Annotated in this window: 14 protein-coding genes; 6 read left to right on the forward strand and 8 right to left on the reverse strand. The window is 68.5% G+C overall.

Annotated features, from left to right (window positions below; all coding sequences use genetic code 11):
- Together ACWEO7_RS35250 and ACWEO7_RS35255 are read left to right on the forward strand one after the other, a co-directional pair.
- A partial coding sequence (locus ACWEO7_RS35250) for an ATP-binding protein (protein ID WP_452429704.1) occupies nucleotides 1-242 on the forward strand: 242 nt, incomplete at its 5' end.
- A gap of 50 nt (nucleotides 243-292) precedes the next feature.
- Nucleotides 293-1,354, forward strand: coding sequence for a methyltransferase (locus tag ACWEO7_RS35255; protein WP_452429706.1), 1,062 nt, complete (start codon nucleotides 293-295; stop codon nucleotides 1,352-1,354).
- Nucleotides 1,355-1,629: 275 nt separating this feature from the next.
- Here ACWEO7_RS35255 and ACWEO7_RS35260 read toward each other — a convergent pair whose 3' ends face one another.
- From ACWEO7_RS35260 to ACWEO7_RS35290, 7 genes are all read right to left on the reverse strand, one after another.
- A complete protein-coding gene (locus tag ACWEO7_RS35260; RefSeq protein WP_452429708.1) occupies nucleotides 1,630-2,967 on the reverse strand; it encodes a hypothetical protein in 1,338 nt (445 codons plus the stop codon).
- Entirely contained in the window at nucleotides 2,964-3,350 is a 387-nt protein-coding gene (locus ACWEO7_RS35265; protein ID WP_452429709.1) for a hypothetical protein, read from the reverse strand. The genes ACWEO7_RS35260 and ACWEO7_RS35265 overlap by 4 nt, the downstream gene beginning before the upstream one ends.
- Nucleotides 3,350-3,538 (reverse strand): hypothetical protein, encoded by a 189-nt coding sequence (locus ACWEO7_RS35270; RefSeq protein WP_452429711.1) that lies wholly within the window; start codon nucleotides 3,536-3,538, stop codon nucleotides 3,350-3,352. The genes ACWEO7_RS35265 and ACWEO7_RS35270 overlap by 1 nt, the downstream gene beginning before the upstream one ends.
- Nucleotides 3,535-5,409, reverse strand: a complete 1,875-nt coding sequence (locus tag ACWEO7_RS35275; protein WP_452429727.1) for a hypothetical protein — start codon at nucleotides 5,407-5,409, stop codon at nucleotides 3,535-3,537. The genes ACWEO7_RS35270 and ACWEO7_RS35275 overlap by 4 nt, the downstream gene beginning before the upstream one ends.
- 76 nt (nucleotides 5,410-5,485) lie before the next feature.
- The gene (locus ACWEO7_RS35280; protein WP_452429713.1) at nucleotides 5,486-6,361 is read right to left on the reverse strand and encodes a lysophospholipid acyltransferase family protein; all 876 of its coding nucleotides are present in this window, start codon (nucleotides 6,359-6,361) and stop codon (nucleotides 5,486-5,488) included.
- A 16-nt stretch (nucleotides 6,362-6,377) separates the two neighbouring features.
- Nucleotides 6,378-7,028 (reverse strand): hypothetical protein, encoded by a 651-nt coding sequence (locus ACWEO7_RS35285; protein ID WP_452429715.1) that lies wholly within the window; start codon nucleotides 7,026-7,028, stop codon nucleotides 6,378-6,380.
- Nucleotides 7,025-7,588, reverse strand: a complete 564-nt coding sequence (locus ACWEO7_RS35290; RefSeq protein ID WP_452429717.1) for a hypothetical protein — start codon at nucleotides 7,586-7,588, stop codon at nucleotides 7,025-7,027. Before ACWEO7_RS35290 ends, ACWEO7_RS35285 begins: the two co-directional genes overlap by 4 nt.
- 359 nt (nucleotides 7,589-7,947) lie before the next feature.
- On the opposite strand from ACWEO7_RS35290, the gene ACWEO7_RS35295 reads away from it, so the two are divergent.
- Nucleotides 7,948-9,549: an aldehyde dehydrogenase (NADP(+)) gene (locus tag ACWEO7_RS35295; RefSeq protein ID WP_452429718.1), complete on the forward strand. Its 1,602-nt coding sequence runs from the start codon at nucleotides 7,948-7,950 to the stop codon at nucleotides 9,547-9,549.
- 127 nt (nucleotides 9,550-9,676) lie between these two features.
- Here the strand turns inward: ACWEO7_RS35295 and ACWEO7_RS35300 are convergent, their stop codons facing one another.
- Nucleotides 9,677-9,943: a hypothetical protein gene (locus ACWEO7_RS35300; protein WP_452429720.1), complete on the reverse strand. Its 267-nt coding sequence runs from the start codon at nucleotides 9,941-9,943 to the stop codon at nucleotides 9,677-9,679.
- A gap of 159 nt (nucleotides 9,944-10,102) precedes the next feature.
- On the opposite strand from ACWEO7_RS35300, the gene ACWEO7_RS35305 reads away from it, so the two are divergent.
- The 3 genes from ACWEO7_RS35305 to ACWEO7_RS35315 form a co-directional block, all read left to right on the forward strand.
- A complete protein-coding gene (locus ACWEO7_RS35305; RefSeq protein ID WP_452429722.1) occupies nucleotides 10,103-10,885 on the forward strand; it encodes a FadR/GntR family transcriptional regulator in 783 nt (260 codons plus the stop codon).
- Nucleotides 10,886-10,888: 3 nt separating this feature from the next.
- Entirely contained in the window at nucleotides 10,889-11,623 is a 735-nt protein-coding gene (locus ACWEO7_RS35310; RefSeq protein WP_452429724.1) for a cache domain-containing protein, read from the forward strand.
- A gap of 599 nt (nucleotides 11,624-12,222) precedes the next feature.
- The coding region (locus ACWEO7_RS35315; protein WP_452429726.1) for an amino acid adenylation domain-containing protein at nucleotides 12,223-13,802 on the forward strand (1,580 nt) is incomplete at its 3' end.

The raw sequence follows: 13,802 nt of genomic DNA on the forward strand, positions 1-13,802 counted from the left end.
GCAACGCCGTACGGCACTCCGGAGCCGACACCGTCTCGGTCGAGATCACCGTGGCCGACGACCTGACCATCGTCATCGAGGACGACGGCTGCGGGGTGCCCAGCGACGTCGCCCCGAGCGGTCTGACGAATCTGGCCCGGCGCGCCGAGGAAGCGGCCGGGACCTTCACGATCACGGCCGGTACCGAAACGGACGGGCGTACCGCGGGCACGCGGTTGTGCTGGCAGGTGCCGCTGCGCTGACCGCCGGAGTCATGTGATCGGCGACCCGGAGCCGACGAGCGAGGAGGGTTATGGCCGAGGAGCCGATCGAATGGGGCGGGGCGCTGTGGGCCGCCGCCGACCTGGTGACGCCGATGGCCATCCGCGTGGCCGCGACGCTGCGGCTGGCCGACCACGTCGCCGCGGGCAGGCGGACGAGCGAGGCGCTGGCCGCCGCGGTGGACGCGGACCTGGACGCGCTGGGGCGTCTGCTGAACCACCTGGTGACCGCCGGTGTGCTGTCTCGTGGAAGTACCGGTGGCTATGGACTGACGTCGTTGGGTGAGCGCCTGCGGGACGATCATCCGGAAGGGGTGCGGCGCTGGATCGATCTGGAGGGCGCCGTCGGGCGCGCCGATCTGTGCTTCGTCCAGCTGTTGCACACCGTTCGCACCGGTGAGCCCGCCTTTCCACGTCAGTTCGGCCGGACGTTCTGGGAGGATCTGTCCGCCGATCCCGCGCTGGGAGCGTCGTTCGACGCTCTGATGGGCTCTCGGTTGGCGGCGGATGCCCCGGCGGTGGCCGACGCCTACTCATGGGGCGCGCTCGGTCACCTCGTCGATGTGGGTGGGGGCGACGCCAGCTTGCTCGTCGCCCTTCTTCGCGCCCATGGCGACCTGCGCGGGACGGTGCTCGACTTGGCCGGCCCGGTCGCTCGTGCACGGCAGGCCATTCGCTCGGCAGGCCTCGCCCACCGGGCCGACGCGCAGGTCGGCAGCTTTTTCGATCCCCTTCCCGCCGGAGCGGGCGGCTATCTGCTCTCGGGTGTCCTGCACGACTGGGACGACGAGGCCGCCGTTCGCATCTTGCGACGCTGCGCCGACGCGGTTCCGGAGCACGGGAAGGTGCTCGTTCTCGACCACATCGGCGATGCCGACGGTGGCGCACCCGACACCGAAGGCGACCTGCGGATGCTGTGCTACGTCCGCGGCCGGGAACGCCCCCTCGGCAGGCTGCGCGAGATCGCCGAGTCGGCCGGTCTACGGGTCGGCTCGGTCATTCCGGCCGGTTCCCGCTCGATCATCGAGTTACACCTCGCCGACCGTGGAGGCCTCGGCCGAGAGTCCACGTCGCTGCCCATCGCTGAGCCATAACCCGCCAAAACCTCGCCGCTGCCTGCGTTCATCGCCGATCCGCGTTCCAACAGCTGACCGGCGGTGGCGCCGGGGTAGGCGGTGCGGTAATTCGGGCATCTTCCGGGTGAGCGCGTCCGTCGCGCCGACGAGTGCGCGCGCAGGGATACGAGCCAACTCGTCGACGGTGGCCCGCACGCCCAGTTCCGCGGCGATCGTCGCGGACACCGCTGCGGTGAGCCTTCCAGAAGGACGTTGCGCGAAACGCTTGTCGGGGTGGGAGATTCGGATGTGCCTCAGGACTCGAACAGCAGGTAGAGACCGGTGAAGGTGAAACCGACCATGGTCACCATCAAAGCCAGTTGACCCGTCACCCGATGGGCCCGCGGCAGCAGTCGCAGGCAACGGTCGTGCGCGGCGGCGACGCCGAGGATATGGCCGATCACCACGGCCAGCACCTTGATCGTCCCCAGCACCGCGGGATGTGTGGACAAGAGGTAGGCGACGTCGCGGTCGGCCAGTCCGGCCAGGTTCCATCCTCGTCCGAACGGATCCGCGAACAAGAGCACCGTCGCCTGGCCCTTCTCGACCAAGAAGGTGAGGTAGTGGGCGACGAGATAACCCGCGACGATGGGGGACAGACTGTACGCGAGGCGAGCCGGGAGCAGTTTCCGCTCGGCTTCGGGCAGGCCTCCGGTCGCCCTCGCGGCGGTACGGAACAGGCCGCCGACGACCACGATGAAACCCAGCAGCCCCACCGTCTTCAGCGCGGTCGGCAGGAGCTCGTACCCGCCGCCACCGGCGTCGGCCAGCAGACCACGCCAGGAAGGGAAGGTGCTGAAGCTGTCGAACGCGGTCGAGCCGAGCACGGTGGCGGCCACGGCCACCGCGGCCGCCCGGACCGGAGTTCCGGCCAGATTGTTCAACGGCGACCGCAGCACGAGTTCACCGGTATCGCGACGCCCCAACGGGCTCAGCCTGCCCAGCAGACTGCTGTACACCTCCAACGGGTCGGCACGCTCGGCCCAGGCGGTGCCGCACATGATCAGTCCGGCTGTGTTCACGACGAGATACGCCACGAGCCAGGTGGTCACGGCGGCCACCGAACCCGGTTCCGGGTAGGCCAGTTCCATCCACACGAAGGAGAACAGGCCCAGCACCGCGGGCCACTGCCCCCAAGAACCGGGATAACGCCTCACTCCCTGGGCGGGTGGACGGCCCCGCATCAGGCACAGGGCGCGGTGCACGGCGCGCACCGGCGACAAGACCTTCCACACGGGTCCGGCGACCAGCGAGGCGACCATGACACCGACCCAGAGGTAGATGTAGACGACACCGGGCACGGGATTGCGCGCCGGATCGGAACTTCCGAGGACACCGATCGCGACGACCACGAGAGTGACGACCACGCTCGCTCCCGAAATCACGACCCGGACCCCCTGGGAGTAGACGATCGCACCCACCCCCGAGGGAAGCGCGATTCCCGGTGATCGCGGGTCCAGCCGCGGTTCGCGCCAGGCGAGCACCAGCACCGCGAACGAGAACGTCAAGGCCCAGGCCGCTCCGACAAGCGCGTACGACAGTGGGATCGGCAGATCCGTCGCGCCGCCGATGCCGTGCGCGAGAACCGTCATCCGCGAACGAGCAATGTCGCCACCGTTCGCCGCGCGTGGTGCAGTTCGATCTCCACCCGCCCCGGCACATCCACGGTGAAGCGGAACCGCTGTCCAGCCCCAGGGGTGATCGCGAACGTGTGCTGCGGCGTGCCGTGTACGTGCAGTTCGTCGTCGGCGTCGCTGTCGACCACCACCTCGATCGGTCGTCCCACCCGGGTCTCGAGGCGGACATCGGCCGGGCTCACCGACCCCGCCGCGATCCGGACCGCGACGACGAGACTCTCCGAGTCTCCAGCCGTCGCGCTTGCCCGCGAGGCGGTGTCGGGATCGGAGGAGGCACAGCCGCTCACGAGCAGACCGCTCAGCAACACAAGCGCGCCCCACCGCCACACAGATGGCATCACCGCTCCTTCTTCGCGCCGTGCTCGGACGGTGAACCAGATGTGCGATCACGCGCCTCGGCGCGGCGGTCTCGCACGGCGACGAACACGACGACGGCGACCACGGCCAGGGCGGGCAGGAAGGCCGGTATCGCGAGCAGCAGCGAGTGATGGGCCATCACGTCCACGCCGTCGGCGCCCCCGCTCATCGCGAGACCGCCGGTTCCGCCACGGTCGTCGGGCTCGTGTGCGGATACCGGTCGTTGATCCGCGCCGCACCCCAGGACAGCGCGCCGACGAGGGCGAGGCTGCACACCAGGACGACCAGCGATGCCGCGCCGAACAACCAGGACGGGTAATCGAACGAGCGCTCCCGCTGCAGCACCGTGATCTCGGCGATGAACGGGCGGTTGAACGACGCGAGCGCGGGAACCTCGTCGACGCCGATGCCGGGGTCGGCGGCCATGAAGATCGGCGCAGCGGTCAGGACGCGCCCGTCCTGCAGCCGCAGAACAGTTTTCCACGACCCATGAGCCGGGACGGGTTCGGTGGAGACGTAGTGCCCCGGGCCCACTCGTCGCAGGTGGTCGACGACCAGGCCGCGGCCGGGACTGTCACTGCCGATGCCACCTTGCCAGGACAGGATCTGGATCCATTCGGGGTCGGAGCCGACCAGATCGGCGGGCGTAACGCGGACGTCCGCCAGCACCATCCTCCCGCCTGGGCCCCATTCGACGTCACGCAGCGCGACCGTGGCGGTGGCCTGCTCCGGCACGTCGATGAGCAGCCCGTTGGCGGTGGCAGCCGCCACGATCACGACCGCGGCGGCCATCAATCCGCGGCGCACCGGCGGGCGTGGCAGCGGTTCGCCGCGCAGCGTCATCGCCAACAGTGCGCCGACGACACCACCGGCGATACCGGTGGGCACGGCCATCGCCAGCAGTTCCGGCCACATGGCGGCAGGCCAGGGATTGACGAATACCGCCCGAACCCAAAAGGATTCGAGCCACAGGCCGACTGTCGCGATCCCGAGTCCGCACAGCGCGCCCCACCAGATCGGCCGCCGGATGAGCGGTAGCAGCGCGAGCAGTTCCACCACGACCGCGCAGCCGAGATACAGCGGGAAGACATTGCGCGGGGCATCCATGATCGGTCCGCCCACTAGGACGGCCACCACGGTGCGGACCAGGGCGGCGAAGCCGACCACCACCAGTGTGCTGAACGGCCCCAGGCTCGCACGGGCGGCGACGAGGGACACCGCGGCCGCGGCGGCGATGAGCATCGGCTGCAGAACGAGCCGGAATTGCTGCACCCCGAAGTCGTATTCCACCTGGAATACCGACAGTCCGATGAGCAAGCCACCGAAGGCGAAGGACCGCAGCAGCCACATCAGCCTGCCGTCGGCGCGGTCGGGCTCCGGTTTGCTGTGCCTGCCCTCGAACTCGAGCAGCAACACACCGATCAGTGACAACCCGGCGCCGCCGATGAGCATCAGATGCGTCGGCCCCCAGAGCGTGACATCTTGCCCGAAGATCCGATGCCAGATGTCGTCGAGGGGGAAGCCGATCAAGGCGTAGAGACCGGCGCCCGCGATGAGGATGCCGCCGACGGGCGCGTACCAGCTGCGGGTGATCCGCACCGCTGCGGCACCGGGCTTCTCGTCCAGGGGCAGCACGATCGCCGACATCCCGGCGGTGAACAGGAAGAACAATCCCGCCAGGATGAAATAGTGCGCCGGATTCGCCAGTGGCCCGTTGTCCCGGCCGTTGCCGACGTGGAGGCTGACATCCCAGATGAAGCCCAGCAGCGCGGTGAGGATCGTCGCGAGGAACATCGCCAGCGGGAGGGCGACCCAACCGGGCCGGTTGAACAGCCGCCCGAGACGGTCGGCGACGCGTTGTAACCACGTGATCCGGCGGGTTCGGTGGAGATACCCGATCCACAGCAGAACGACCGCGACCAGTCCGGCGGCCCCGGTCATGATCGCCACCTGGTCCAGCGCCGCTCCCCCGCCCTCGGTGCCGGGAGCGGCGAACCATTCGATCCTTGCATGCGCGGCGTCGCGCATGGTGACCTCCATCACACGAGCGATTATATGTTACTAACGGTATCATGAAAGTGGCGGGCATCGACCGTAATCGCGCCGCCGTTTCGGGTCAACCGACGATCGGCAGGGCGCGCTCTTCGTCCAGCCTGGTCAGCGCCCCTTGCATGATTCCGGTGACGTGCCGGTAGGCCGCGTCCAGATCCAGCTCGGGCCCCAGCACGTCGCGAAGATCGATCGGGTCGAGGAACTCGACGGTGATCTTGCTGGGCAACGGCAGATGCCCAGCAAGATCACCGAGGTCGAGTCCCCACGGCAGCGCGATCGAGATCGGGAACACCTTCAGCCGCAGCATCCGATCCAGCCGCAGCAGGCGCGCGATCCGATCACCGCGGGTGAGCACCAACTGACTCTGCTGCGCACCGATGTTCACCACCGGCACGATCGGAACCCGCTCGTTCCAGGCCAGGCGGAGAAAGCCGGTGCGACCGGCGAAGTCGATCCGGCCCTCCTCCCACGTCGGACGGTGCACCTCCCAGTCACCGCCGGGGTAGACCAGCACCGCCGCGCCGTCGCGCAGCACTCGCTCGGCATTACCCGGGTCGGCGTTGACCGTTCCGAAGCGGCGCAGCAACGAGCCGATCACCGGGTAGGCCATCACCATGTCGTGGGCGAGCTGGAAGAAGGGCCGCTGCGGTCCGAAACGCCGGACGAAGGCCAGCGTGGTCACCAAGACTTCCGGCGATACGTTCCCGCCGGAATGGTTACCTACCAGCAAGACCGGCCCCTCTTGCGGAACCCGCTCCAAGCCGCGCACCTCCGCCCGGAAGTAGAGGCGCACGAGAAGCCAGCCCAGATCCACGGTGTCGGCGATGAACTCCGGATCGCGATCGGCGGGGTCGGCGGTGGGCACTCGCGCCTTCACCTGCCCGGCGACCCAGTCCGTCGCCCGGTCGACCGTCCCGCCGGCCAATCGGAATACCTTCATGACCAACGGCTTCCGGCTAGCCGCCGATCGAGAGCAGCTGGTCGAAGAACGCCCGGTACCCGCGCAACGCCTGGCGCAGCCCCTCGGTGTCGGACGTGTCGCCGAGCCGCTCGTCCAGTTCGCGTTTGCGCTGGTCGTAGGTGGTGGTCAGCTGGCGGATGGTATCGCCGAGCAACTCGTCCGCGCGAGCGACCGCGTCTTTGGGGTTGTCGACGAAGGTAACCTGCACTTCCCGCCATTGGGTGCGCAGGCGATCGAGATCGGCATCGGGCAACAACGGCGCAGGGCCGCCCGACGCGGTTTCCGCCGTTGGCGCACCTTGGGCGGCGGTTTGCCCAGTCCTGCCGGTGTCACTCCACTCGCTGTCGATCACATCCCGTCGCGAGGCATCCGCGCGGGCCGACTCCGATCCGTGCGCCGCGGGCGTGTTCGATTCGGGCGCAGTACCGGTGGTCTGCGCGGGCTCGGCCTCGCCGACCCCGCGAGACGCCTCGGTCTGCCCGGCATCGCGCCGCGCCGCTGCCGTTTCGCCTGCCGGTCCGGCTTGCCGGCCACGGTCCGCCTGCCCGCTTCCTTCGTACTGCGACTCGACCCGCCCCTCACCTGCTGTCGGCGAATTCTCCTCCGCCCCATCGCGATAGGGACGACGCTCGGATTCGGTGCTCATGCTTTCACGTCCTTCTTGCCTTCGCCGCCCACGCCGATCAGATCTTCGAACACTTCCCGGTAGTACACGATGGCTGTGCGCCGGTCCTCCGTGGATACCGCCGTCCCTGCGGGGCGGGTCGCGATGTCGTGCGCGGCGCGATAGTGGCCCAGCGGCTCGGCATGCTCCACGGAAAGATCAGCCACCTGCTGCTCGTAGTTCTCCGTGGGGTAGCCGCGCTCGGACATGATCGTGGTGACGAGGCGGTCGGCTTCGGTCAACGCCCCGGCGGGGTCGTCGATGAATCGCTCCTGCACCTCTACCCAGCGGGTGGAATAGACCCGCTTCTCGTCGTCCGACAGGTCGCGTAGCCGCAGTTGCGCATGCCTGCGCTCGCGCTCTGCGAGTTCCCGCTCCGCGGTCTTGCGATCCTCGTGCTCCTGGACCGTCCGGTCGTATTCCGGGCCGAATCTGCGGCGTAGTCGCTGTCTACGCAGCGTCGGCCACCCCAGGAGCGCGACAACGGCCGCGATGACGACAATGGCGATGACGACGATGATTACCCATACTCCAGCCGACATCTGAACCTCCTTGTCGAGCTTGTCCGCTGGGGTAATGCCTCCTGGCCGTGGTCCCAAACATATGTTCGTCAAGAGGTTTCGACGTGGTGAGGTCAGCGAACCAGGGCTCGTTCGCGGCGGCGACCTGTTCCTCGTCGAGCTCGACGCCGAGTCCGGGGCGCGACGGCAAGGTGAGCAGACCGTCGGCGATACGGTAGGGATCCCGGGAAATGCGCCGGCTGTCCTGCCGGATCCGATGGATGTCGATGGCGGCGCATGAAAATGATCGGACGCCCGGGGCCCGGTCTGCAGCCCGTTGACCGACGCCTCGATGATGTCGAGCTCGCCGAGCCGGCCGACCTCGTGAAGAAAGTCAGCTGATGACCACCTCACACATCGATGCCGCGCATCTGACCGGTGCCAACTTGGTGGGCGCCGCGGACGTCCCCGGCTCCGCCGGGCTGTTCCACGCGACGAACCCGGCGACCGGCGCCGATCTCGGTCCGGAGTACGGCGAAGCCGACGCCGGGACGGTCGCCCATGCCGCCGAACTGGCCGCGACCGCTTTCGAGCGCTACCGGCACACCGGCCTCGGTGCGCGCGCGGCGTTCCTGGAGAGCGTCGCACGGGAGATCGAGGCGCTCGGCGAGGTTCTGGTCGACCGGGTGATCGCCGAGACCGAACTGCCGGAGGCCCGGGTGCGCTCCGAGATCGGCCGCACCACCGGCCAGCTCCGGCTGTTCGCCGACGTGGTGCGCGAGGGCAGCTGGACCGGCGCCCGGTTGGACCGGCCCGACCCGGTGCGCAGCCCCCTGCCCAAGCCCGATCTCCGGCAGCGCCGGATCCCGCTCGGACCCGTCGCGGTGTTCGCGGCGAGCAACTTCCCCCTCGCTTTCTCCGTGGCCGGTGGCGACACCGCCTCGGCCCTGGCGGCGGGTGCGCCGGTGGTGGTCAAGGCCCACCCCGCCCATCCGGGCACCTCCGAACTGGTCGGCCGCGCGGTCCGCGCGGCCGTACGGGAGCACGACCTGCCCGAAGGCACCTTCTCACTGATCCACGGCGGCGTGGACACCGGCTTGGCGCTGGTGCGTGACCCCCGAATCCGGGCGGTCGGCTTCACCGGTTCCCGGCGGGCCGGGCTCGCGCTCGTCGCGGCGGCCGCGGCACGGCCGGTACCCATCCCCGTTTTCGCCGAGATGTCCAGTGTGAACCCGGTGTTCGTGCTGCCGGGCGCCGTCGCGGAGCACGGCGCCCGGCTCGGCGCCGAATTCGTCGCCTCGCTCACCAACGGCGTCGGACAGCTGTGCACGAGCCCCGGCTTGGTCTTCGTGGCCGACGGACCCGGCACCGACGATTTCGTCGACGCGGCGACCGCGGCCGTCGCCGCCACGTCCGGCGCGCCGATGCTGAACGCGGGTATCGCCGCCGCGTTCACCGCGGGGGTGCGGCGCTTGGCCGCGACCGAGGCCGTGTGGACCGCCGCGAAGGGCAGCGACGCCGGGGCGGCCTGCACGGGCGTGCCGCAACTGTTCGTGACCACCGGTGAGCGGTTCCTGGCCGATCGGGAACTCCAGGAAGAAGTGTTCGGGCCCGCCTCGATCATCGTCCGGGTGACCGGAGCGGAGCAGTTCGCCACCCTCGTCGATGAGCTCGAGGGCCAGCTCACCGCCACGGTGCACGCCGTGGCCGCGGATCGCGAACTCGCCGCGACCCTGCTCGGCAAGCTCGAACTGATCGCAGGCCGGGTGCTCTTCGACGGCTGGCCCACCGGGGTGGAAGTCGGCCACGCGGTGGTCCACGGCGGCCCGTTCCCCGCGACCAGCGCGCCGTCGACCACCTCCGTGGGCAGCCGCGCCATCGAGCGATTCCTGCGCCCGGTCGCCTACCAGAACGTCCCCGACGACCTGCTCGCCGACGAGATCCGCGCGGACAACCCGCTCGGTATCTGGCGGCGCGTGGACGGAGCCATCACGCGGGACTGAGATCCGCTCCGCGCGGATACGAGACCGCGCGGCCGGGCGCGCGGCCGCCCCTGAGGGCGAAATGAGCGACTTTCAGCGACACTGATGGTGAGCAGGTCCAGGGGGCGCATTCACCGAGGTAACCGGCTCACGCCCAAGCCTGCTGCCTGGTCACCACGGGCAGTGGCGGGATGAGTTTGGCCCAGAATTCGCGGCGCACCGCGTCCCAGAGCCGCGTCAGCTCCGGAAGAAGTTCTCGTGCCTGCGCGAGGTCAGGGTAGTTGCCAGGGCCGAACGCGACCAACGGTGAAGCATCCGATGCCTTATCCACCGCGACGATCGCGATCAGGTGGTGGTGAACGAAACGCCACGTCGCGCATACACCGTCGACTTCGGTATGGCGTATGTCACTCATCGTCGAAACCCTGGCGTCGTACGCTCGGCTCGCACTTGCACCGACCCCGTGGTCCCCCGGCCGTATTCCCCTCCGCGCCACCTGCCTGGCCGTCGACTCGGCACGGTCGCGGTGAAGTGACCGTAGTGCGCGCTATGGCTGTTCTGGTTCGTTTCGAACATGGGAAATCCTGTTTCGATCGTGACGCCGCCGCGTCCCGGTTCCCAGGAGAGCGCCGGATTGACCGCTCTCGGCGCCGTGCTGGCCCCCCTCGAGGGTGGCGGCCCGAAGACCGAGGCCGTGGTGCAGCGACTCAGTGCCGCCATCAGCCTCGGCCTGATGGTCGACGGCCAGCAGTTGCCGAGCGAGACCGATCTCGCCGGTCAGCTCGGGGTGTCGACGATGACCCTGCGCGAGGCACTGGCCGTGCTCCGCCAGCAGGGAATCGTGCAGACCAAGCGCGGACGCGGCGGCGGCAGCTTCATCCGCGGTGCGGCGGAGATCCTCGAGAGCAGCTCACTGGCGCGCTTGCAGGAGATGAGCATCCAAGAATTGCGCGATCTGGGGGACGAACACTTCGCCGTCACCGGAGCCGCCGCCGTGTTCGCCGCACGCCGCGGGTTGCGAGCCGATATCGCGCGGCTCCGATCCCTGGCCGACCGGCTGAAGGACAGCAGCGAGCCCATATCGGCCCGCCGGGCCGACAGCCGCTTCCATATCGAAATGGCGGTGTGCGCGCAATCCACCCGTTTGACTCGTGCCCAGGTGGCGCTGCAAGCCGAACTCTCCACCCTGCTCTGGTTACCCCGACTGAAACTCGACCCGGCCGCCGAAGCCACCGCGCATCGCGATTTGGTGGACGCGATCGAAAGAGAAGACGACGCCCGGGCGAGAGAACTGGCAGAATCACAAACCGAATCACGTATCCGCCGCCTCGTCGCCCTACGTTTGGAGCTCAGTTGATCGATGAGGGATACCGATAGTTCTTCCACCCCGGTGACCGTCGAATCGCTCGTTCACGTCGTCACAGAACTGGCCGAGGAGGTCTACGGATCGCTGGGCATCATCGGGGCCGAATTGGCGGCACTGTGGGCGAGATCGACCGAGAAGCCGCAGCACGCGCCCCGATCGACCGACCTCGCGCCGCTGCGCGACACCATTGTCGGCGAGCTCGAGCGGCGTGGAAAACTGCTCGAAAGCGCGGGCGTAGTGATGGCCGACGGCGTTCTCGCGGATCGCCCCCGATTCCTGGAGTGGTGGTTCCTCGACACCGACCGCGGACCGCAACGTCTCGGGCTGGAATTGAATCCGCACAATGAGTACTTCTACGACTACACGGCCATGGACTGGTTCACGATCCCGCGCGACCAGGGTCGGCGCTGGGTGTACGGGCCGACCATCGATTACGCGTGCACCGATCAGTACGTTTGCACCTTCGCGATTCCGGTGACGCCCAATTCGGGAGCCTTCGTCGGAATCGCCGGTGCCGATGTTCCGGTCGCTTCGATCGAGGCAGTCCTGCTTCCGCGATTCCGGGCATTCGGTCAGCGGGTGGTGCTGGTCAACAGCGAGGGGCGCGTCATCATGGGCACCGATCCCGAATTCATCACCGGATCCAAGATCAGCCGCATGGCCCGATCCGCCGCGGCGATACCGATCGAGGCCACGTCGTGGTCGTTGCAGCCGCTGGACTCACACTGATGCGACGCGGACAGCGCTGCGGGGCGCCGGCCACGAGCCGGATGGCACGCGGTGCGCCCCGATGAATGGGGTCGTGCGGCACGGAGGGGTTCGCCGAATACTCGTCCCCATGAAGGCGATCACCGCGGGCCTCTTTACGCCCGCCACACTCCTCGCACCACTGTCGACCGCGCACGCCACGCCGTTCGAGCAGGAGGCGACCATCGCGGAACGGCAACCGTTGTAGACGCAGCCTGAAGGCTCGCCGAGATCGCCTGTCGGGCTCGCCATCTCGGAAGTTCGGGCGGAATCTTCGCGGCGGAGTCGCAAGAGCCACGGAAGCAGTCGACCGGAATCATCGTCTGGGTCGGTGCCGCATTGGCACACTTGATCAGTGAAAGGTGTGAAACACAGCATAATTCGCCGGCGCCGCCGTATGCCGTGCCGTAAGCGGGTTACCGGCTGTGTACTGTCCCGACGGGGCCGAACAGTCCGGGACTTCTCGCGAGAGAGTTCCCGGGGCTGTCTGCGACACCTGTGCGAGCAAGTAGCGAGGTAGTGGGTTGGATCGTTGGTGACGGCCGCGAGCGCCGGCACCACCTGAAGGAGAAAGCACGGAAATGAAGATGGACCGCCGTTCTGCGCGTGGAAACCGCCGTCGCCGTTCCGGCGGTCTGCTCTTCGGGCAACTGCTCACAGCCGCGGTCGAGTCCGCCGCCGACACGGTGGCGATCCGGTTCAGTCCGACAGGCGATCCCGCCGATACCACCCAACTGACCTATCGAGAGCTCGACGAATCCTCGTCGCGGCTGGCGCGGGAGTTGATCGACCGGGGATTGGGGCCCGGTAACGTGGTGGCCATCGGCATTCGGCGCTCGATCGAGTCGGTGCTGTCGGTGTGGGCCATCGCCAAGACGGGCGCCGCGTATGTGCCGATCGATCCCACCTACCCGCCGGAGCGGATCGCCTACATGGTGTCCGATTCCGGAGCGGCGCTGGGCCTGACCACTTCCGCGTACCGCGAAGCGCTGGGCACGTCGATCCCGTGGATCGAACTCGACGACCCGCGTGACCGGGAACGGATCGCACGGCGGCCCGCGCACCCGGTCTCGTATGCCGATCGGGTGCGACCGCTCACCGAGCAGCATCCCGCCTACGTCATCTTCACCTCGGGTTCGACCGGTCGGCCCAAGGGGGTCGTGGTCACCCACTCCGGATTGGGCGCGATGGTGGCGTCCGAACGGGAGCGCTACGACGTCACCGAGGGCTCGCGGGTGATGCACATCTGCTCGCCGAACTTCGACGTGTCGGTACTGGAATTGCTGCTCGCCTTCGCCACGGGGTCCACCCTGGTGATTGCGCCGCCGACCGTATTCGGCGGATTCGAACTCGCCGATGTGCTGAGGCGCGAACGCGTCACGCACATGCTGATCACACCCGGCGCGCTGGAATCGGTCGATCCTGAGGGGCTCGCGGACCTGCGCGTCGTGATGGTCATCGGCGACCGGTTCGGTCCGCACCTGGTCAGCCGGTGGAGCGGGAACGGCCGCGCGATGATCAACGGCTACGGCCCCACCGAAGCCACGGTCATCGCGACCAGCAGTGCGCCGCTGGTTCCCGGCGAGACCATCACCATCGGCGGCGCGATACCGGGATTCGGTCTGTTCGTGCTGGATTCCCGCTTGCGCCCGGCCCCGGCCGGGGTGGTCGGCGAGCTGTATCTGTCCGGTCCCGCGCTGGCGGAGGGCTACCTCAACCGGCGCGGTCTCACCGCGGCGCGCTTCGTGGCCAACCCGTTCGGCGGCGAGGCGGGCAGTCCGGGATCGCGCATGTACCGCACCGGCGACTTGGCCCGCCGACTCGGCGGGGGCGGCATCGAGGTACTGGGACGTTCCGATTTCCAAGTGAAGGTCCGTGGTTTCCGCGTCGAACTCGGCGAGATCGATGACGCGCTGAGCCGCCATCCGGATGTCGAGTTCGCGGTGACGTTGGGCAAGCGGCAGCAGAACGGCACGACCATGTTGGTGTCCTACGTGCTTCCCGAGGCAGACGCGGTGGGCATCGGGGCCGAGTTCGACACCACGGCACTGCTGGACTTCATCTCCGAGTCGTTGCCGGGGTACATGATTCCGGCGTCGATTGTGGTGTTGGATGAGATTCCGTTGACGCCGGTGGGGAAGTTGGATCGGGCGGCGTTGCC

It is taken from the genome of Nocardia sp. NPDC004260 (genome assembly GCF_053603155.1).